Below are 22,051 nucleotides of genomic sequence, written 5' to 3' on the forward strand. Positions count from 1 at the left end.
CTTCTCCTCGCACGGGCCGGCAACGCACGGGTCAGGAGGAGCGCGCCGCGCCCGCCGCGTCGAGCGCCGCCGTCGCGTCCCGTTCGATCTGCCGCAGCAGCGGCCCGGGATCGTCCTGGAAGTAGAAGTGGCCGCCGTCCAGCACCCGCAGGCCCAGGAAGCGCTCGGTGTACGCCGCCCAGCCGGCCATCCGCGCCGGCGAGGCGTGCGCGTCCCCGGCGCCCGCGTAGGCGGACAGCGCCACCGGCAGCGGCCCGGCCCCGGGAGCCGGGCGCCACTCCTCCACCAGGCGCAGGTCGGCCCGGATGACCGGCTCGAACACGGACCACAGCTCGGGGTCGTCGAAGATCCCGTCGGGGGTGCCGCCGAGCAGGTTCAGACGGGTCCGCAACTCGGCGTCGGGCAGCTCGTGGTACGGCCGGTCCGGCCCGACCGGCTGCGGCGCCGTGCGCGCGGAGACACCGACCCACACGGGCAGCGGCAGCCCCCGGCCGGCGGCCCGCCGGGTCATCTCGTACGCGACGAGGGCGCCCATGCTGTGGCCGAAAAGGGCATAGGGGACGGTGAGTTCGGCCTCGATCCCGCTCAGGAGGAAGTCGGCGAGACGGCCCGCGTCCGTGATCGGCGGCAGGTCGAGGAGGAAGCCGTGGCCCGGGGCGTCGAGCAGCCGCACGTCCCAGGTGTCCGGCAGTCCGGCGGGCCAGTGGCGGTAGGGCAGGTGGGAGCCGCCCGCGTGGTGCAGGACGAACAAGCGCAAGGCAGGACGTGTGCTGTCCATCTCTCTCCCTCGGATCGGGCCGCGCACCCCCGCACCATAGAGCGGAGCCCGGCTGGCGGGGTGCGCGCATCAGGTGACCTGTGCCGCAGGTGTGGCGGCTCTCCAACGATCCTCAGGCGGTCGAGGCCCGGGCGCGCCGCGACCGCCCCGGCCCGGTCTCCCGAGCGGGACTCGACCGTGTCTCAAAAGGGCCGTGTATACAGTGGGCGCCTAGCCGGACCGGCAACGCGGGCAGCCCAGCCCGAACGGTCCCCGCGATCCGGCCCGCAAGGCCGGGACACCGCACCACCGCTCGAACCGGAGCGCCGGACACCCTGTCGCGACGCCGATCGGCGCCCCGCGCCCGCTTCCCCTACCCGGCCCCGCGATTCCCCTTCCCGAGTCATCCCATGACAGTTAAGGAAGTGTCACGTGAGCACGAACCCCTTCGACGACGGGGACGGCCGCTTCCACGTCCTGGTCAACGACGAGGACCAGCACTCCCTGTGGCCGGTGTTCGCCGAGGTACCCGCGGGCTGGCGGGTGGTCTTCGGCGAGGCGGACCGGGCCGCATGCCTGGAGTACGTCGAGCGGAACTGGACCGACCTGCGCCCCAGGAGCCTGCGCGAGGCCATGGCGGCCGACTGACCGGACGGGGACCGCCCGCCCACGGGCCCCGCACACCTGCGTCCCCTCGCCGCCCGCGCACGCGGGCGGGCCGGACGCAGCGCAGCGACAGCGACCGCCGCCCGGACGCCCGGGCGGCCGGCCGGCTGGCGCCCAGGCAGACACTCTGAATTGGGGGACGAAGATTGTGAGCGGCGCTGCGAGAACCGCGGGCGGCTTCCGGGCCGCCCGGCCGGTCGGCAACGGCGGCGGGCCCGCGCACGGAGACGTGGTCCTGTCCTTCGCGGGACCACAGGCCGAGGTGCGCAAGACGGGGATGATCCTCCCGGCGAACCTGCCGGAGCGCTCCTGGGAGCAGATCGGCACCAACCTGCGCGAGCTCGGCAACTCCTCGGCCTGGTGGCTCGCCGACTGGCTCCGCTTCGGCGAGGCCGCCTACGGGTGGCGCCGCTACAAGGAGGCCATCGAGCGCACCGGGCTCGACTACCAGACCCTGCGCAACTACGCCTGGGTGGCGCGGCGGTTCGACCACCACCGCAGGCGCGACGCCCTCAGCTTCGCCCACCACGCCGAGGTGGCCCGTCTGGCCCCGCCGGAGCAGGACTACTGGCTGCGCAAGGCCGAGCGGCAGAAGTGGTCGCGCAACGAACTCCGCCGGGCGGTCCGCGCCGCCCTCGCCGTCCAGAACGACACGGCGGCCCTCCCGGCGGCCGCCGACGGCGAGGAGCCCGGGGTGTCCCGGCTGGCCGACTCCGCGGCCAAGCGCCGCCAGGTCACGACGCTCACGATCGAGCTCTCCGCCGACCAGCTGGAACACCTCTCGCAGACGGCGGCCGCCCACGGCCTGCCCGTGGACCAGTGGGTGACCCGGCTGATCGAGACCGCCGACCGGAAGACCGCCTAGCACCGGAAGACCGCCTAGCGGCGGCGCGCCGCCCGGACGCGCGGGCCGCCGGGACGCGCGGGCCGGTCCCGTTCCCCGTGGTGCGCCGGCGGCCCCTTCCGCCGGACACCTCTCACACCGGAGCCAGTTGATGATCCTTCAGGGAAAGCGGGTCGCCCTGCCCTCGGCACCCGTCGTCCACCGACAGTTCGAGGCGCACGCGCGGGCCACCCCCGACGCCGTCGCCGTCTCCTGCGCCGGCCGGCAGGTGACGTACGCGGAGCTGGACGCGCGGGCCAACCGGTTCGCGCACTTCCTCGCCGCGCGCGGGACCGGCCGCGGCGCGAAGGTCGGCCTCTGCCTCGACTACTCGGCCGACCTGCTCGTCGCGATCCTCGGTACGCTCAAGGCGGGCGCGGCCTACGTGCCGTTCGACCCGGCCTACCCGCCGGCCAGGCTCCGGCTGCTGCTGGACCAGGTCCCCGACCTGGCCCTGATCGTCGCCTCCCCGGCCACCGCCGGGCTGCTCGGGCAGGCGCCGCCCGTCGAGGTCGCCGGCTTCGAGGAGCTGTCGGACCGGCTGGCGGCCCTCCCGGACACCGCGCCCGCCGTCGAGGTCACCGGCGACGACCTGTGCTACGCGGTCTTCACCTCCGGATCGACCGGCACCCCGAAGCTGACCGCCGTGCGCCACGCGGGCTGGTTCAACCTGATGAACTGGCTGAGGCTGGAGTACGGCCTGCACCGGGGCTCGCACAACCTGGTCGTCAGCGCCTTCGGGTTCGACCTCTCCCAGCGCGCCCTGATGACACCGCTGTTCTGCGGCGCCACCCAGCACCTCATGGCCAGCCGGAACTTCGACCCCATGCTGGCGTACCGCACCCTGAACGAGCACGACGTCCGCACCGTGCACTGCGCCTCCAGCACCCTGTACCTGCTGGTCGACTGGGAGACCGCGCGCGGCGGCGACGCGCTGGCCCGGCTCGACTACGTGCTCTTCGGCGGCGAGCCCCTCAAGGCCGAACGGCTGGCGGACTGGGCGCGGCGCGAGGGCAACACCTGCACCCTCCTGCACCAGTACGGCGTCGCCGAGTGCACGGACGTCGCGACCTCCTACGACCTCGCCGGGTACCGGCCCGGCGCCCACGAGGTCGCCCCGGTCGGCAGGCCCGCCCACAACACCGACATCCACCTCCTCGACGAGGAGCTGCGCGGCGTCGCGGCGGGGGAGCAGGGCGAGATCTGCATCTCCGGCACCGGCGTCGGCGCCGGCTACCTGGGCGGCAGCGGGCCCGAGAACGCGAAGTTCACCACGATCGAGGTCGACGGGGTGCCGCGCAGGCTGTACCGCACGGGCGACCGCGGCTACGTGGACGAGGACGGGCAACTGGTCGTCCTCGGCCGGATCGACGCGCAGGTGAAGGTGCGGGGCATGCGCATCGACCCCTCCGACGTCGAACGCGCCCTCGGCCGGCTGGCCGGGGTCAGGGAGGCCGCCGTCGCGGTCACCTACACCGGCTCCGGCGAGGCCGAGCTGTCCGCGTTCGTCGTCCCGGCCGGAGGCGACCTCGCCGAGGAGGACCTGCGCGCCCGCCTCCTGGAGGACCTGCCGCGGAACATGGTGCCGGCCCGGTTCACCAACGTCCCGCGGATCCCGCTCAGCCCGCACGGAAAAGTGGACCGCGCGGCGCTCGTCGATGCCCAAGCGAGAGGACTGTGATGATTGCCGACGGTGTGCGCGCCATCTGGTGCCGCGAGTTCGAACGCGACGACATAGCGGCCGACGACGACTTCTTCGCCCTCGGCGGCCAGTCCCTGATCATGACCAAGATCCAGGGTGCCTACATCGAGGAACTGGGCGTCGAGGTCCCGATGGACCAGATGTTCCTCAACCCGACGATCGCGTCGATCTCCGCCTACATCGAATCCAGCCGGTGAGGGGGGACGCCGTGTCCGACTACGACGTCATCGTCGTCGGCGCCCGCTGCGCCGGCTCGCCGACCGCCATGCTCTTCGCGCAGCGGGGCTACCGCGTCCTGCTCCTGGAGAAGGCCCGCTTCCCGCAGGACACGCTGTCCTCGCACTACATCCACATGCAGGGCGTGGCCCTGCTGAACCGGTGGGGCCTGCTGGGGCGGATCCGCGACACCGGCTGCCAGCCGATCACCCACGAGCGCTACGAGGGCCCCGGCGTCCGCATCGACGGCTTCTCCCTGCCGATGGACGGCCTGACGACCACGTACGCGCCCCGGCGCTACGTGCTCGACCCGATCCTCGCGGAGGGCGCCGTGGCGGCCGGCGTGGAGTTCCGCGAGGGCTGCGCCGTCAACGACCTGCTCTGGGAGGACGACCGGGTCGTCGGCGTGCGGTACACCACGCCCGGCGGCGCCGAGGCCACCGACCGGGCTCGCCTGGTCGTCGGCGCGGACGGCATGCGGTCGCTGGTGGCCCGCAAGGCCGGCGCGCCCCACGTCATCGAGCACCCCCGGGCCACCTGCGTCTACTACAGCTACTGGTCCGGGGTCCCCTCCAGCTTCGAGCTGTACGAGCGGCCGGGGCGCTGGGTCGCCGCCGTCCCCACCAACGACGACCTCAAGCTGATCATGACCTACTTCCCGCAGGCCGACTACAACACGGTCCGCAGGGACGTCGAGCCCGCCTACCTCGAAGCCGTCCGCACCACCGCACCCGACCTGTACGGGCGGATGCGGGAGGGCAGCCGCGTCGAGCAGATGTACGGCACGGGCCACCAGGAGAACTTCTTCCGCAAGGCCTACGGGCCCGGATGGGTCCTGGTCGGCGACGCGGTCAACCACAAGGACTCCATCACCGCCCGCGGCATCACCGAGGCCTTCGTCCAGGCCCAGTCGCTCACCGACCTCGTCGGGGAGCGGCTGCACGAGGACACCGCGCTCCGGTCCGCGCTGCGCCGCTACGAGAACGCCCTGGGCAACGAGGCGCACAGCCAGTACCAGGGCGCCCTCAACGTGGCCGAGCTCAAGCCCGAGGGGCGCACGGAGATGCTGCGCAAGCTCGTCGGCCACCAGGAGCACATCGACCGGTACTTCTCCACGCTGTCCGGGGCGATCTCCATCGACGACTTCTACAACGAAGAACTCTTGACCTTGCTCGACCAGAGCTGAGCGACGACCGACCTGCTCCCTGGTTCGCCGAATTTGGAGACACAATGATCCCGTTGTCGTTCGCGCAGCGCCGGCTGTGGTTCGTGGACCGGTTCGATGGCCCCTCGCCGACCTACAACGGCGCCTTCGCCCTGCGGCTGACCGGTGAGCTGGACGCGGGCGCGCTCGAGGCGGCGCTCCGCGACGTCGTCGACCGGCACGAGGTCCTCCGCACGGTGATCGTCGAGGGCGACGACGGGATCCCGCACCAGCGGGTCCTGGCGTCCGGGGAGAAGCCGTTCGGCCTGCCGGTCCTCGCCGTCGCGCCGCAGGAGCGGGCGGCGGCGGTCGACCGGGCGGCCAAGGAGACCTTCGACCTGGCCGCCGACGCGCCGATCCGCGCCACGCTCCTGCGGACCGGGCCGGGCGAGCACACCCTCGTGCTCGTGGTGCACCACATCGCCCTGGACGGGGAGTCCCTCGGGCCGCTGCTGCGCGACCTCGCCGAGGCCTACGCGGCCCGCCGGGAGGGAGCGGCCCCCGCGTGGGAGCCGCTTCCCGTCCAGTACGCGGACTACACGCTGTGGCAGCAGGACGTGCTCGGCGACGAGAGCGACCCGGACAGCCTGGCCGCCGGACAGCTGGCGTACTGGCGCGAGGCCCTGGCCGACATGGCGCAGCCGCTGGCCCTGCCGACGGACCGCCCGCGCCCCAAGCGCACGGGCCCCGACGGCGGTCTGGTCCGCTTCCCGGTCGAACCCGGGCTGCTCGCCGCCGTGGAGAAGCTGGCCGCGGAGCAGGACATCACCGTCTCCATGGTCATGCACTCGGCGCTGGCGGTGCTCCTGCACCACCTCGGCTGCGGCGACGACATCCCCATCGGCGCGCCCATCGCCGGCCGCACCGACGAGGAACTGCGCGACCTCGTCGGCTTCTTCGTCAACACCTGGGTGCTGCGCGTCGACCTCTCCGGGAACCCGACCTTCCGCGAACTGCTCCTGCGGGTGCGGGACCGGGCGCTGGCCGCCTACGACAACCAGGACATCCCCTTCGAGCGGCTGGTGGAGCTGCTCAACCCGGACCGGTCCACCGCCTACCACCCCTTCTTCCAGGTGATGCTGGCCTGGCAGGAGCCCCTGGGCAGGCTGGAGTTCGCCGGGCTCACGGCCGAGTCCGAGACGCTGGAGACCGGCACGGCCAAGTTCGACCTGTTCTTCAACATGATCCCGGACTCGTCGGGCGGGGCGGAGGTCCGCCTGGAGTACGCCACCGACCTGTTCGACGGGGGCACGGTCGAGACCCTCGCGGCCCGGTTCGTGCGCGTGCTCGGCGCCCTCGCCGCCGACTCGGAGCGCGCCGTCGGCGCCGTCGACGTCCTCGACGACACCGAGCGCGGCCTGCTGCTCGACCGGTTCAACGACACCGCCGCCGAACTGCCCGCACTGACCGTCCCGCAGCTCTTCGAGGAGCAGGCGGCCAGGACGCCGGACGCCCCCGCGCTCGTGTGCGACGGCCGGACGCTGACCTACCGCGAGCTCGACGAGCGGGCCAACGGCGTCGCGTGGGAGCTGATCCGGCGCGGCGCCGGGCCGGAGGACCTCGTGGTGCTGGCGCTGCCGCGCACCGAGGACCTGGTCGCCGGCCTGCTCGGCATCCTCAAGTCCGGTGCCGGCTACGTGCCGCTGGACCCGCAGTACCTCGCCGGACGGGCGCGGACCGTGCTGTCCGAGGCCCGCCCGCGGCTCGTGCTCACGGACACCGCGACCGCCCGGGAGCTGCCGGAGCACGAGGTCCCGACCGTCAACCTCGACGACCGCGCCTCCTGGGAGGCCGCGCCGGAGGGGGCGCCGGACGACGCCGCCCGCACCGCGCCGCTGTCCCCGGACAACCTGGCGTACGTGATGTACACCTCCGGCTCCACCGGCAAGCCGAAGGGCGCGGCGATCACCCACCGCAGCGTGGTCAACGGCGTACGGGAACTGGTGCGCGTCCTCGACGCGCCGCCCGGCTGGAAGATGCTCTCGGGCACCTCCGTCAACTTCGACGTCTCGGTCTTCGAGCTGCTGACCACCCTCTCCACCGGCGGCACCGCCGAGGTCGTGGCGAACGCCCTGGCCCTCGCCGAACGGGACGGCTGGGACGGCCACGTCCTCAGCGGCGTCCCCTCGGTCCTCGGCGAGCTGGCGGGCCACCTGGAGAAGGCGCACGACGTGCGCTCGGTCGTCTTCGCGGGCGACGTCCTCCCGGCCCGGCTGGTGCGGCAGGTGCGCGAGGCCCTGCCCGGCGCGCAGATCGTTAACTCCTACGGGCAGAGCGAGAGCTTCTACGCCACGGCGTTCTCCGTCGCGGCGTCCGAGGAGTGGGAGCGCGGCGAGGTCGCGCCGATCGGCACCCCGCTGGGGAACATGCGCGCCTACGTGCTGGGCCCCGGCCTCGCCCCGGTCCCGCAGGGCGTGATCGGCGAGCTGTACGTGGTCGGGACCTGCCTCGGCCGCGGCTACCACGACCGCCCCGGCCTGACCGCGGAGCGCTTCGTGGCCAACCCGTTCGGCCCCGCGGGCGAGCGCATGTACCGCACGGGCGACCTGGCCCGCTGGAACGCCGACGGCCGGCTGGAGTGCGTCGGCCGCGGCGACGGCCAGGTCAAGGTGCGCGGCTTCCGCATCGAGACCGCCGAGGTCGAGGCCGCGCTCACCGCGCACCCCGGCATCAGCGAGGCCGTGGTCATCGGCCGCGAGGCGCCCTCGGGCGGCAAGCGGCTCGTCGCCTACGTGGTCCACACCGGCGAGGGGGCCGTCGGCGACGACGGCGCCGGCGGCATCGGCGACGTGGACGTCCAGGCCGGCGCCTCGGCCGCCGAGCTGCGCCGGTTCACGGCGGCCCGGCTGCCCGACTACATGGTGCCCTCGGCCTTCGTGGCCGTCGGACGGCTGCCGCTCGGCCCGACCGGCAAGCTGGACCGCTCGGCGCTGCCCGAACCGGAGTTCCTGGGCGAGGCCTACCGGGAGCCGCGCACCGAGGCCGAGAAGATCATCACCGCGGCGTACGCGGACGTGCTCGGCGTCGACCGGGTCGGCGTCGACGACGACTTCTTCGCCGTGGGCGGGGACAGCCTGCGGTCGATCCAGGTCGTGGCCCGGGCCCGGGCCCGGGGCCTGGACCTCACCACGCGGGAGATCTTCGAGTGCCGTACGGCGGCCCGGCTGGCGGAGGCCGCCGCCGACCGCGGCGACCGGGTGCCCGTCCTCGCGGAGCTCGACGGAGGCGGCGTCGGCCCGATGCCGCTCCAGCCGGTGGCCCGGCACGTGTTCGAGCACGGCGGCGGGCTGAACCGCTTCGCCATGTCGATCGTGCTGGACCTGCCCCGGGGCATCGACGCGGCCGGGCTGGCCGCGACGCTCGACGCCGTGCTCGACCGCCACGACCTGCTGCGCGCGCGGCTCGTGCGCGACGGCGGCGAGCCCTCCCTCGTCGTCCGCCCGCAGGGCTCCGTACGGGCCGCGGACCTGGTCCGCCGCGTCCCCGTCGCCGGCGGGTGGGACGACCCCGCGGAGCTGGAGGCGGCCAGGGCGGAACTGGACGCCTCGGCCGGCCGGCTCGACCCCGCGGCCGGCACCGTGGCGGACTTCGTCTGGTTCGCCGCGGACTCCGGCGAGGGCCGGCTCCTCGTGGTCCTGCACCACCTGGTCGTGGACGGGGTCTCCTGGCGCATCCTCATGTCCGACCTCGCCGAAGCCTGGCAGGAGGTCCGCTCCGGCCGCACCCCCGACCTGCCCGCCGTCGGCACCTCCGCCCGCCGCTGGGCGGCCGCCCTGGAGTCCGAGGCGCTCTCCCCGGAGCGGGAGGAGGAGTTGGACCACTGGCGCGACGTGCTGGAGTCCGCCAACCTCCCGCTCGGCGAGCGCGCCTTCGACCCGGCCGTGGACGTGATGTCCACCCTCGACACCGTACGGGTGCAGCTGCCCGCCGAGGTCACCGAGGCCGTGCTGACCCGCCTCCCCGCGGCGTTCAAGGGCACCGGCACCGACGTGCTGCTCGCCGCCCTCGCCCTCGCGGTGAACCGCTGGCGCGGCGACGACCGCTCGACCCTGGTCCGGCTGGAGGGCCACGGCCGCGAGGAGGACGCCGTCCCCGGCGCCGACCTCTCCCGGACCGTCGGCTGGTTCACCAGCATGTACCCCGCCAAGGTCGACGTGCGGGGCGTGGACCTGGACGGCGTCCTGGCCGGCGGCCCCGCGGCCGGACAGGCGCTCAAGCGGGTCAAGGAGCAGCTGCGCGGCGTCCCGGACAAGGGCCTCGGCTACGGCCTGCTGCGCTGGCTGAACGAGGAGACCGCGGCCCAGCTGGAGGAGTACGCGGCCCCGCAGATCGGCTTCAACTACCTCGGCCGGATCTCCGACGCCGACGTGCCCGAGCACCTGCGCGGCCAGGGCTGGGCCCCGTCCGGCTGGTCCTCCGAGCTGATCCCGACGCCCGACCCGGACCTGCCCGCGCTGTCCGCGCTGGAGGTCAACTCGGTCGTCACCGACACCGCGGAGGGCGCCCGCCTCCAGACCGTGTTCATGTTCCCCACCGGCGTGCTCTCCCGCGAGCGGGTCTCCGCGCTGGCCGACCTGTGGGTCGAGGTGCTGCACGGCATGGCCGCGTACGCCGCCCGCCCGCGGATCGGCGGGCTCACCCCCTCCGACGCCCCGCTGGTGCCGGTCGGCCAGGACGAGATCGACGGCTGGGAGGAGCGCTACGGCCGGCTGGTCCAGGTCTGGCCGCAGGCCCCCGGCCAGTCCGGCATCCAGTTCCAGGCGGCCCTCGCCGACGGCACCTTCGACGTCTACCACATGCAGTTCGTGCTGCACCTGTCCGGACCCGTGGACCCGGCGCGGATGCGGGCGGCCGGGCAGGCGCTCCTCGACCGCTACCCGAACCTGCGCTCCGCGTTCCTCGCCACCGCCGGCGGCGACCCCGTCCAGATCGTGGCCGAGCAGGTCGCCGTGCCCTGGCGGCACCTCGACCTGACCGGCCGCGACGAGGCCGCGCAGGACGCCGCGCTCGACGCGGCCCTCGCCGCCGACCGGGCCGACCAGCTCGACCCCGCGCGGCCGCCGCTGATCCGCCTGGCCCTGCTCACCTGCGGGCCGCAGCGCTCCAAGCTCATCGTCACCGCCCACCACACCCTCTTCGACGGCTGGTCGTCGCCGCTGGTCATCAAGGACCTGGTCCGCCTGTACGCGGGCGACGAGGAGCTCCCCCCGGTCCGCGGCTACGGCGACTACCTCGCCTGGCTGTCCCGGCAGGACCGGGAGGCCTCCGCCGCCCGGTGGAAGGAGGAGCTCGACGGCTTCGAGCAGCCCACCCTGGTGGCCGCCGACCGCACCGCCCGGGGGGAGGCCGAGGCCCTCGGCCGCGTCGAGGTCCCGCTCTCCATCGACAAGGGCCGCGAGCTCGCCCGCCGCGCCGCCGAACTCGGCGTCACGCTGAACACCCTCCTCCAGGGCGCGTGGGCGGTCCTGCTCTCGAAGCTCACCGGGCAGCACGACGTGGTGTTCGGCGCCGCCGTCAACGGCCGCCCGGCCGACCTGGCCGGCTCGGACGAGATGGTCGGCCTGTTCATCAACACCCTGCCGACCCGCGTCCGCTGCCGGCCGGGCGACACCCTGGCCGAGGTCGTCACCGACCTCCAGGACCGGCAGGTGTCCCTGCTCGACCACCACTACTACGGCCTGGCCGACATCCAGCGCGGCGTCGGGCTGCCCTCGCTGTTCGACACCATCGTCGTCTTCGAGAACTACCCGATCGACCGCGAGGGCATCGTCGAGGCCAACGAGTCGGCGGGTTTCACGATCGACGCCATCCGGCCCTTCGCCGGCTCGCACTACCCGCTCACCCTCAACTCCTCCGACCCCTACCTGCGGCTCTCCCTCGACTACCAGACCACCCTCTTCGACCGCGCCGCCGCCGAGGTCCTCGCCGCCCGGCTCGTGCGGGTGCTGGACCGGGTGCTGGAGGACCCCCGGACCCCCGTCGGCGCCGTCGACGTCCTGTCGGACGAGGAGCGGCACCGGCTGGTCGCCGGGGTCAACGACACGGCGCACCCCGTCACGGCGGACACCCTGCCGGGGGCCTTCGAGGCCCAGGTCCGGCGCGAGCCCGACCGGGTGGCGCTGATCGGCGAGCACGAGACCCTGACCTACGCCGAGTTCAACCGCCGCGCCAACCGCCTGGCGCACTGGCTCGTGGAGCGGGGCGCGGGCCCCGAGCGGCTGGTCGCCGTGAAGGTCCCCCGCTCCGTGGACCTGATGGTCGCCGTCTACGCCGTGGTGAAGGCCGGCGCCGCCTACGTGCCGGTCGACACCGAGCTCCCCGAGGACCGGGTCCGGCTCGTGCTGGAGGGCGCGGACCCGCTGCTCGTGCTCGACGCGGACCTCCCGGACGTCTCCGGGTACCCGGACACGGACCCCGTGCGCGCCCTGACCCCGGACCACGCCGCGTACGTCATCTTCACCTCCGGCTCCACCGGCCGCCCCAAGGGCGTCCAGGTGGCCCACGGGGCGATCATGAACCGGCTGGAGTGGGGCCTGTCCCACTTCGACGTCGGCCCGCAGGACCGGGTCCTGCTCAGCACGACGGCGAGCTTCGACGTCTCGGTGCCGGAGATCTTCGCACCGCTCCAGGTGGGCGCCGCCGTGGTCATCGCGCGCCCCGACGGCCGCCGCGACCCCGCCTACCTCGCCGACCTGATCCGACGCGAGCGGGTCACCGGCGCGGACTTCGTGCCCTCCCTGCTGGAGGCCTTCGCGGGCGAGCCCTCGGCCAAGGACTGCGACAGCCTGCGCTGGATCGAGGTCGCCGGCGAGGCGTTCCCGCCCGCCCTGGCCAACAAGGTCTCCGGCCTCCTGCCGGACCTCGGCGTGTACAACCTCTACGGTCCCACCGAGGCCTCCGTCGAGGTCACCGCCCACCGGCACCTGCCGGGCGCGGACCGGGTGCCGATCGGCGCACCCGTGTGGAACACGCAGGTGTACGTGCTCGACGCGGCGCTGCGCCCCGTCGCCCCCGGTGTCGCCGGCGAGCTCTACCTGGCCGGCACCGGGCTCGCCCGGGGCTACCTCGGCCAGACCGGCCTCACCTCGGAGCGCTTCGTCGCCTGCCCGTTCGGCGCGCCGGGCAGCCGGATGTACCGCACCGGCGACGTCGTGCGCTGGAACGGGGACGGCCGGGTCGAGTACATCGGCCGGTCCGACTTCCAGGTCAAGCTCCGCGGCTTCCGCATCGAACTCGGAGAGATCGAGCAGGCGGTCGCCGCGCACCCGGACGTCGACAGCGCCGTCGCCCTGGTCCGCGAGGACCGCCCCGGCGACCAGCGCCTGGTCGTGTACGTGGTCCCGGCGGCCGGCCGGACCCCCGACCGGCTCGACCCCCAGGCCTTGACGGACCTGGCCCGCGAGCACCTGCCGGAGTACATGGTCCCCTCCGCCGTCGTACCGCTGGCCGCGCTCCCCTCCACGCCGAGCGGGAAGCTCGACCGCAAGGCCCTGCCCGCACCGGACCTCCCCGCCCGGGCCGAGGCCGGACGGGGCCCGCGCAACCCCACCGAGGAAACCCTGTGCCGGCTGTTCGCCGAGCTGCTGGGCGTGGAGGAGATCGGCATCGACGTCGACTTCTTCGACCACGGCGGGCACTCGCTGCTGGCCACCCGGCTCACCGGCCGCATCCGCAACGCCCTCGACGTCGACGTGAAGGTCACGACGGTGTTCCGCAATCCGACCGTCGCCGGGCTGGCGGAGCAGATCGCGGAACTCGCCGAGTCGAACCGCCCGCAGCTGCGCCCCCGACTGGGCCAGATGACCGTATCGGAGAACCGTCGATGATCCCGCTGTCCTTCGCGCAACGCCGGATGTGGTTCCTCCACCGCCTGGAGGGCCCGACCGCGACCTACAACATCCCGTTCGTCCTGCGCCTGGACGGACCGCTGGACACGCGGGCCCTGGCCGCGGCGGTGCGCGACGTCGTCACCCGGCACGAGAGCCTGCGCACCCTGATCGCGGAGGACGCGGACGGCACGCCCGAGCAGCTGATCCTGCCGCCGCAGGAGGCGGACCCGCAGTTCCGGGTGGCCGACGCGGCCGCCGACGCCGTGGACGCCGCGCTGCGCGCCGCCGTGGCCGAGCCCTTCGACCTGGACACCGAACCGCCCCTGCGGGCGACCGTCTTCCGCGTCGCCCCGCAGGAGCACGTCCTGGCGTTCGTCTTCCACCACATCGCGGCGGACGGCGCCTCGATGGGCCCGTTCCTGCGGGACCTGATGCGGGCGTACGCAGCCCGCCACGCGGGGAGCGCGCCCGACTGGGCGCCGCTGGAGGTGCAGTACAAGGACTACACGCTGTGGCAGCAGCAGCTGCTGGGCGACGAGGCCGACCCGCGGAGCATCGCGGCGGGGCAGCTGGACTACTGGCGCCGGGAGCTGGCGGACGTGCCGCAGCCGGTGAACCTGCCGCTGGACCGGCCCCGGCCGGCGGTGGCGAGCCACCGCGGCGGCCACGTCTCCTTCGAGCTGGAACCCGGACTCGTCGCCCGGCTCGGGAAACTGGCCGCCGAGCACGGCGCCACGGCCCCGATGGCCGCCCAGGCCGCGCTGGCCGTGCTGCTCCAGAAGCTGGGCGGCGGCGACGACGTGACGATCGGCAGCCCCATCGAGGGGCGCACCGAGGAGGCCCTGGCCGATCTGATCGGCTTCTTCGTCAACACCTGGGTGCTGCGCGCCGACCTGTCGCACAACCCCTCCTTCGGCGAGCTGCTGGAGCAGGCGCGGGACAAGGCCCTCGCCGCCTACGACAACCAGGACGTCCCCTTCGAGCGGCTGGTCGAACTGATCGGACTGGACCGCTCCACCTCCTACCAGCCGCTGTTCCAGACCATGCTGGCCTGGCAGTTCGTCTGGCCGGAGATCGAGATGCCGGGCCTGCGGGTCACCCCGGTCGCCCTGGGCACGGACACCGCCAAGTTCGACCTGTTCTTCAACATCGTCCCGGACGCCACCGGCCGCGCGCACGGCCGCCTGGAGTACGCGGCCGAGCTCTTCGACCACCCCACCGCCGTCGCCGTCGTCGACCGGTTCGTGCGCATCCTGGAACAGGCGGTCGCCGATCCCGCCGTGCGCGTCGCGGACCTCGACGTCCTCGACGCGGACGAGCGCGCCTGGCTGCTGCGCACGGCCAACGACACCGCCGAGCCCACCCTGGAGCCGGGCCTGGCCGAGGCCGTCGCCCGGCGGGCCCGCACCGCACCGGACGCCCCCGCCGTCATCGGCGAGGAGGAGACCCTGACCTACGCGGAGCTGGACGCCCGGGCCAACCGGCTGGCGCACTGGCTGATCGCCCGCAGGGTGCGCCCCGAGTCCCCGGTGGCCGTCCGCCTGCCCCGCTCGCCGGAACTCGTGGTCGCCCTGCTCGCCGTCCTCAAGGCGGGCGCGGCCTACGTCCCGATCGACCCGGACCACCCCGAGTCCCGCATCGCCTACATCCTCGCCGACTCCCGCCCCGCCCTCGTGCTCGACGCCCAGACGCTGGCCGGCGCGCACGGCGGCGCCGGACACCCCGACACGGCCCCCGCCCCGCGCGTCATGCCCGACCACACCGCCTACGTCATCTACACCTCGGGCTCCACCGGCAACCCCAAGGGCGTCTGCGTGCCGCGCGGCGCACTGGACAACTTCCTCGCCACGATGGGCCGACGGGTCCCGCTGTCGCCCGCCGACCGCTGGCTCGCGGTCACGACCGTCTCCTTCGACATCGCCGCACTGGAGCTCTACCTGCCGCTGGTGTCCGGCGCGGCCGTCGTACTGGCCGGCAAGGACACCCTCGCCGACCCCTCGCAGGTCGTGGCCCTGCTGCGCCGCCACCGGGTCGGCGTGGTGCAGGCGACCCCGGCGTTCTGGCAGATGCTGCTCACGCACGAGCCGGACGCCGTGAAGGGCCTGCGCGTCCTGACCGGCGGCGAGGCCCTGCCGGCCCGGCTGGCCGGGACGCTCGCCGCCGGGGCCGACGAGGTGTTCAACGTCTACGGCCCCACCGAGACCACCATCTGGTCGACCATGGCGCCCGTCGAGCCGGACGCCGGCGTGGCCATCGGCACGCCGATCGGCAACACGCGCGTGTACGTGCTCGACGCGCGGCTGCGCCCGGTCCCGCGCGGGGTGCAGGGCGAGCTGTACATCGCCGGGGACGGTCTGGCGCGCGGGTACCAGGGCCGGCCCGGCCTGACCGCCGAGCGGTTCACGGCCTGCCCCTTCGGCCCCGCCGGCACCCGCATGTACCGCACCGGAGACCTCGTCCGATGGTCCGCGGACGGCCGCCTGGAGTACGTCGGACGCACCGACTTCCAGGTGAAGGTGCGGGGCTTCCGCATCGAGCTGGGCGAGATCGAGAACGTGCTGGCCGGCCACCCCGGCGTGGCCCAGGCCGTGGTCGTGGTGCGCGAGGACCGGGAGGACGACAAGCGCCTCGTGGGCTACGTGGTGCCCGGCCCGCACGGCGCGGCGGCCGACGCCGACGCCGAGGCCGCCGCCCGGGTGGACGAGTGGCGCCAGGTCTACGACGACACCTACGCCGGCTCCGGCGACGAGGCCCTCGGCGAGGACTTCGAGCTGTGGACCTCCTCCTACGACGGCGAGCCGATCCCGCGCGGGCAGATGCGGGAGTGGCAGGACGCGGCGGTGGCGCAGGTGCTGCGCTACGCGCCGCGCCGGGTGCTGGAGATCGGTGTCGGTTCCGGCCTGCTGCTGGCGAAGATCGTCGGCGAGGTCGAGGAGTACTGGGGCACCGACATCTCGGCCACCGTCGTCGACCGCGTCCGCCGACAGGCCGAACAGGCCGGCCACGGCGACCGGGTCCGGCTCAGCGCCCAGGCGGCGGACGACGTGTCCGGGCTGCCCCGCGGCGCCTTCGACACGGTCGTGCTGAACTCGGTGGTCCAGTACTTCCCGAGCGCCGACTACCTGGACCGGGTGCTGCGCGAGGCCGTGGAACTGCTCGCCCCCGGCGGCCGGGTGATCGTCGGCGACGTCCGCAACGCCGCCACGCTGCGGATGCTGCTCACCGCCGCGCAGCGCGCGGCGCACCCCTACGCGGCGACCGAGGAGCTGCGCGGCCTGGTGGAGAAGGCGGTGTTCGCCGAGCGGGAGCTGGTCGTCGCCCCCGAGTGGTTCACCGACTGGGCGCAGGGCCGCCCCGTCGGCGTCGACATCCGGCTGAAGGCGGCGTCGGCGCACAACGAACTGACCCGGCACCGCTACGAGGTCGTCCTGCACAAGGAGCCGGCCGACGCGCTCGACCTCGCCGGCGTACCGGCCGTGCCGTGGACCGGACCCGACGACCTCGGCGAACTGGCCCTCCGGGTGGACCGTTCGGGCCCGGTGCGCGTGACCGGGATCCCCAACGCACGGCTGGCCGAGGAGTCCGCCGCGGCCGTCGCGGCCGGCGTCCTCGACCCGGCGCCCGGCCCGGGCGCCGGGCCCGCCGACCCGGAGGAACTGCGCCGCGCGGCGCGCGACCACGGCCGGGACGCGGTCGTCACCTGGTCCGGCGCGGACGCGCGCCGCTTCGACCTGGTCCTGCTGCCCGCGCCGCAGGCCGGCCGGCGGCCCGTCACGGGCGCCTTCGCCGCCGGCGCGGGCGGCCGGATCCGGTCCAACGACCCCTCGCTCGCCACGTCGATCGGCCCGCTGCTCGCCCGGCTGCCCGAGTACCTGCGCGAACGCCTCCCCGAGTACATGGTCCCCACCGCGATCGTGCCGCTCTCGCAGATCCCGCTGACCCCGAACGGGAAACTGAACCGCAAGGCGCTGCCGGTACCGGACTACGCGCAGGCCTCCACCGGCCGGGCGCCGCGCGACGCGCGCGAGGAGACCCTCTGCGCGCTCTTCGCCGAAGTCCTCGGCCTGGAGCGGGTCGGCATCGACGACGACTACTTCGCCCTCGGCGGGGACAGCATCCGCTCCATCCAGGTCGTCGCCCGGGCCAAGGCCCGCGGCACGGTCATCACCGTGCGGGAGATCTTCGAACACCGCACGGTCGCCCGGCTCGCGGAACTGGTGGACGGGCGGGCCGAGGAGCCCCCGGCCCTGGCCGAGCTGCCCGGCGGCGCCGTCGGCCGGGCCCCGCTGCCCCCGGCGGCACGCGACCTCCTCGCGCGCGGCGGCGGCATCGGCCGGCTGTGCACCTCCAGGGTGCTGACCCTGCCCGAGGGCGTCGCCCGCCCGGAGCTGGCCGCGGCGGTCCAGGCCGTCCTGGACCGGCACGACGTGCTGCGCGCCCGGCTCGACCGGGACGGGACCGCCCTGTTCGTGGAGCCGTCCGGCAGCGTGGACGCCGGCGCGCTGCTGCGGGAGGCCCGGGGCGACGCCGTGCGGGCCGAGCTCGACGCCGCCGCCGGCCGGCTCGACCCCGACGCGGGCGTCATGGCGCAGTTCGTCCGGCTCACCCCCGATTCGGGCCCCGACCGGCTGCTGGTCGTCGCGCACCGCCTGGCCGTGGACTCCGTGTCCTGGCCGATCCTGGTCGCGGACCTGGTCCGCGCCTGGCAGCAGGCCCGCGACGGCCGCACCCCCGAACTCCCCCGGACCGGCACCTCGTACCGGCGCTGGGCCCACGCCCTGGCCGACGGGCCGGCCGCCCCCCGGTCCGCCGAGCCGCGGCCGGCCCCGTACGCGGACGAGCCCCTGCTCGGGACGCGCCGGCCCGACCCGGCGCGGGACCTCGCCGCCACCGCGGAAACGGTACGGGTCCGGGTGCCGGCGGACGTCACGGCGGCCCTGCTCGACCTGCTGCCCTCCGCCTACCGCACCGGCGCCGAGGACGGGCTGGTCACCGCGCTGGCGCTGGCCCTGGCCCGCCACCGCGAGACGCGCGCCCTGCCGGGGGCGCCGGTGTCGGTCCGGCTGGAGGGGCGGGAACGGGACGGGCACGCGGTGCCCGGCGCCGACCTGTCCCGCACGGTCGGCTGGCTCACCGCGGTCTTCCCGGCCCGCCTCGACCTGGCCGGCGTCGACCTCGCGGACGCCTTCGCTGGCGGCCCGGCCGCCGGGCGGGCGCTGAAGGCCGTCAAGGAGCAGGTGCGCGCGGCGGCCGGCCACGACCTCCCCGAGGACTCCGCCGCACCGCAGATCGGGTTCGGCTACCTCGGCAGGAGCTCCGGCGAGGAGCTGCCCGGCGAGCTGGGCGGCCTCGGCTGGGCGGCCGACCCCGCGTACCGGGACCTGACCGCCGCGCCGGACGCCGACATGCCGCTTCCCTCCGCCCTGGAGGTCGGCGTCGTGGCCGTCCCCGCCCCCGGCGGTGACGAGCTGACCGCCACCTTCGCCTTCCCCGCCGGGGTGCTCCCCCGCGAGGAGGTGGCCGAGCTGGCCGGGCTGTGGGTCCGGGCGCTGACCGCCCTGGCCCGGCACGCCGCGGCCCCCGGCGCCGGCGGACTGACCCCGTCCGACGCGCCCCTCGTCGGCGCGGGCCAGGAGGAGATCGACACCTGGGAGGCCCGCTACGGCAGGCTGGCCGAGATCTGGCCGGCGACCCCGACCCAGTCCGGGATGCTCTTCCACACGATGCTCGCCGGGAGCGCGTTCGACCCCTACCACAACCAGCTGGTGTTCCACCTCTCCGGCGAGGTCGACCCGGAGCGCATGCGCCGGGCCGGGCAGGCCCTGCTGGAGCGCCACCCCAACCTCCGCGCCGCGTACGTCGACCGGGCCGACGGCGACGTCGTCCAGGTGGTGCCGGCCGAGGGCGTCGCCCTGCCCTGGCAGTACCTCGACCTGACCGGCGCCGACGCGGCCGGGCGCACCGAGGCGTTCGAGCGGTTCCTCGTCGAGGACCGGGCCGCCCACTTCGCCCTGGACGCCCCGCCGCTCATCCGGCTGTCCCTCGTCGTCACCGAGCCCGGCCGCGCCGACCTCGTGATGACCTCCCACCACGTGCTCTTCGACGGCTGGTCCACGCCCCTGCTGATGCGGGACCTGCTGCTGCTCTACGGCTCCCGCGGCGACCCGGCCGCCCTGCCCGCGGCCCCCGACTTCGGCGCGTTCCTGGCCTGGCGCGCCCGGCAGGACGAGGAGGAGTCCGCCCGGGCGTGGACGGCCGAGCTCGACGGGGTCGAGGAACCGACCCTGCTCGCCCCCGGCTCCGAGGGCATCGGGGAGGAGGGCGTCGAACAGCTCGACGTGCCGCTCCCGGCCGAGGAGGCGCGGGCCCTGGCGGTGCGCGCCGCCGAGCTGGGCGTCACCGTCAACACCCTGGTCCAGGGCGCCTGGGGGCTGCTGCTCGGCCGGCTCACCGGCCGCCGGGACGTGGTGTTCGGCGCGACCGTCTCCGGGCGCCCGCCCGCCGTGACGGACGTGGACGCCATGGTCGGGATGTTCATCAACACCCTCCCCGTACGCCTCGCCCACGCCCCCGGCGACACCCTCGCCGAGATCCTCACCCGGCTCCAGGACCGGCAGGCCGGCCTGCTGGACCACCACCACCGCGGCCTCACCGAGGTCCAGCGGGCCGTCGGCCGGCAGACCCTCTTCGACACGCTGTTCGTCTTCGAGTCCTACCCCGTCGACCGGGAGGGCCTCGCCGCCGCGAGCACCGCGGCGGACGGCATCGCCTTCACGGGCCTGCGCCCGGCCACGGCTACCAACTACCCGCTGGCCCTGATGGCGGCGGCCGACCCGCACCTCCAGCTGATCTTCCAGTACGCGCCCGGCGTCTTCGGCCGGGACGCGGTGGAGGCGATCGCCGACCGCCTCGTGCGCGTCCTGCGGCAGGTGGCGGCCTCCCCGGAGCTGAAGGCCGCACAGTTGGAGGTCCTGGAGCCGGCCGAACGCGACCGGCTGCTCGCCGCCTTCAACGACACGGCCGTGCCCACCCCGGACACCACCGTGGGCGGCCTCGTCGAGGCGCAGGCCGCCCGGACCCCGGACGAGCCCGCCGTGGTCGCGGGGGACGAGACCCTCACCTACCGCGAGCTGAACGCCCGGGCCGACCGCCTGGCGGGCGAACTGGCCCGCCGCGGCGTGGGACCGGAGTCGCTGGTCGCGCTGGCCCTGCCGAGGACGGCGGAGCTCGTCGTCGCACTGCTCGCGGTCCTGAAGGCGGGCGGCGCCTACCTGCCGGTCGACCCCAGGTACCCGAGCCACCGCCTGGCGGCCATCCTCGCCGAGGCGCGCCCGCGCCTGGTCCTGACGGACTCCGCGACGGCCGCGGGGCTGCCCGGGCACGAGGCACCGGACCTCCTCCTCGACACGCTCGGCCCGGCCGGGGACGCCACCGGGCCCGCCCGGCCGCCCCACGCGGACCAGCTGGCCTACGTGATGTACACCTCCGGCTCCTCGGGCACGCCCAAGGGCGTCGCCATCACCCACGCGAACATCGTCAACGGCGTGCTGGAACTCGCCTCCCGCGTGGGGATGGCACCCGGCAAGCGGCTCCTCGCGGGCACGTCCGTCAACTTCGACGTCTCGGTGTTCGAGATCTTCACGACCCTCGCCGCCGGCGGGGTCGTCGAACTGGTCCGCGACGTCCTGGTGCTGGGCGAGCGGAAGGAGGGCTGGAGCGGCAGCGTCATCTCCACCGTCCCCTCCGCCTTCGCCGAACTCGTCGACGGCATCGCCGGCCGCACCGCCGTGGAGACGGTCGTCTTCGCCGGCGAGGCCCTGCCCTCCTCGCTCGTCGAGAAGGTGCGCGGCGCCTTCCCGGGCGTACGGGTCGTCAACGCCTACGGGCAGAGCGAGTCGTTCTACGCCACCGCCCACACCGTCTCCGGCGGGGCCGCGGACCGGGCCGGCAGCGCGCCCGTCGGCACCCCGCTCGGCAACATGCGGACCTACGTCCTGGGCCCCGACCTGGCACCGGTGCCCCAGGGCGCGGTCGGCGAGCTGTACGTCGGCGGCAACGTGGGCCGCGGCTACCAGGGCCGCGCCGACCTGACGGCCGACCGCTTCGTGGCCGACCCGTTCGGCCCGGCCGGCTCGCGCATGTACCGCACCGGCGACCTGGCCCGCTGGAACGGCGGCGACCTGCTGGAGTACGTGGGCCGTGCGGACGCGCAGGTCAAGGTGCGCGGCTTCCGCGTCGAACCCGGCGAGGTCGAGGCCGCGCTCACCGCGCACCCCGCCGTCGCCCAGGCGGCCGTCATCGCCCGGCCGGCGGCGGCCGGCTCCGGCAGGCAGCTCGTCGCGTACGCCGTCCCCTCGGGCGCGACGGACGCCGAGGAGCTCCGCCGGTTCACCGCCGGGCGGCTGCCCGAGTTCATGGTGCCCTCCGCCTTCGTCCTGCTGGACCGGCTGCCGCTGATGCCCAACGGCAAGCTGGACCGGGCCGCCCTGCCCGAGCCGGAGTTCACCGGCGCCCCCTACCGCGCGCCCCGCACCGCCCGCGAGGAAGCGCTGGTCGCGCTGTTCGCCGAGGTGCTCGGCCTGGAGCGGGTCGGCATCGACGACGGCTTCTTCGAGCTCGGCGGGCATTCCCTGCTCGCCACCCGGCTGATCAGCCGCGCCCGGACCGAGCTGGGGCTGGAGATACCCATCCGCAAGATCTTCGACCTGCCGACGGTGGCCGCGCTCGCACCGTGGCTGGAGGAATCGGCCGTCCCGCGTCGCCCCAGTCTGCGCCAGATGTTCGTATGAGGAGT

Annotated in this window: 8 protein-coding genes; 7 read left to right on the forward strand and 1 reads right to left on the reverse strand. The window is 74.8% G+C overall.

What is annotated here, in order from left to right:
* Nucleotides 1-31: 31 nt before the first annotated feature.
* The gene (locus ACIRBY_RS35340) at nucleotides 32-778 is read right to left on the reverse strand and encodes a thioesterase II family protein (protein WP_403908503.1); all 747 of its coding nucleotides are present in this window, start codon (nucleotides 776-778) and stop codon (nucleotides 32-34) included.
* A 411-nt stretch (nucleotides 779-1,189) separates the two neighbouring features.
* Between ACIRBY_RS35340 and ACIRBY_RS35345 the strand changes: the two genes are divergently transcribed.
* The 7 genes from ACIRBY_RS35345 to ACIRBY_RS35375 all read left to right on the forward strand — a co-directional run bounded on the left by ACIRBY_RS35345 (nucleotide 1,190) and on the right by ACIRBY_RS35375 (nucleotide 22,046).
* Nucleotides 1,190-1,405, forward strand: a complete 216-nt coding sequence (locus ACIRBY_RS35345) for an MbtH family protein (protein ID WP_045946089.1) — start codon at nucleotides 1,190-1,192, stop codon at nucleotides 1,403-1,405.
* 166 nt (nucleotides 1,406-1,571) lie between these two features.
* Nucleotides 1,572-2,288 carry an LmbU family transcriptional regulator gene (locus tag ACIRBY_RS35350; protein ID WP_403908506.1) on the forward strand — a complete coding sequence of 239 codons (717 nt, stop codon included), beginning with the start codon at nucleotides 1,572-1,574 and terminating at the stop codon, nucleotides 2,286-2,288.
* Between the two features lie 130 nt (nucleotides 2,289-2,418).
* Nucleotides 2,419-3,987, forward strand: coding sequence for an amino acid adenylation domain-containing protein (locus ACIRBY_RS35355; protein WP_403908508.1), 1,569 nt, complete (start codon nucleotides 2,419-2,421; stop codon nucleotides 3,985-3,987).
* Nucleotides 3,987-4,205, forward strand: coding sequence for an acyl carrier protein (locus ACIRBY_RS35360; protein ID WP_042812648.1), 219 nt, complete (start codon nucleotides 3,987-3,989; stop codon nucleotides 4,203-4,205). Before ACIRBY_RS35355 ends, ACIRBY_RS35360 begins: the two co-directional genes overlap by 1 nt.
* Nucleotides 4,206-4,216: 11 nt before the next feature.
* Complete coding sequence (locus ACIRBY_RS35365) at nucleotides 4,217-5,410, forward strand: NAD(P)/FAD-dependent oxidoreductase (protein ID WP_403908510.1); 1,194 nt, start codon at nucleotides 4,217-4,219, stop codon at nucleotides 5,408-5,410.
* Nucleotides 5,411-5,454: 44 nt separating this feature from the next.
* Nucleotides 5,455-13,254, forward strand: a complete 7,800-nt coding sequence (locus tag ACIRBY_RS35370; protein WP_403908512.1) for an amino acid adenylation domain-containing protein — start codon at nucleotides 5,455-5,457, stop codon at nucleotides 13,252-13,254.
* On the forward strand, nucleotides 13,251-22,046 hold the full coding sequence (locus ACIRBY_RS35375; protein WP_403908514.1) for an amino acid adenylation domain-containing protein: 8,796 nt from the start codon (nucleotides 13,251-13,253) through the stop codon (nucleotides 22,044-22,046). Before ACIRBY_RS35370 ends, ACIRBY_RS35375 begins: the two co-directional genes overlap by 4 nt.
* Nucleotides 22,047-22,051 lie beyond the last annotated feature (5 nt).

This window comes from Streptomyces sp. NPDC096136 (genome assembly GCF_044763325.1).
Taxonomy (GTDB): domain Bacteria; phylum Actinomycetota; class Actinomycetes; order Streptomycetales; family Streptomycetaceae; genus Streptomyces.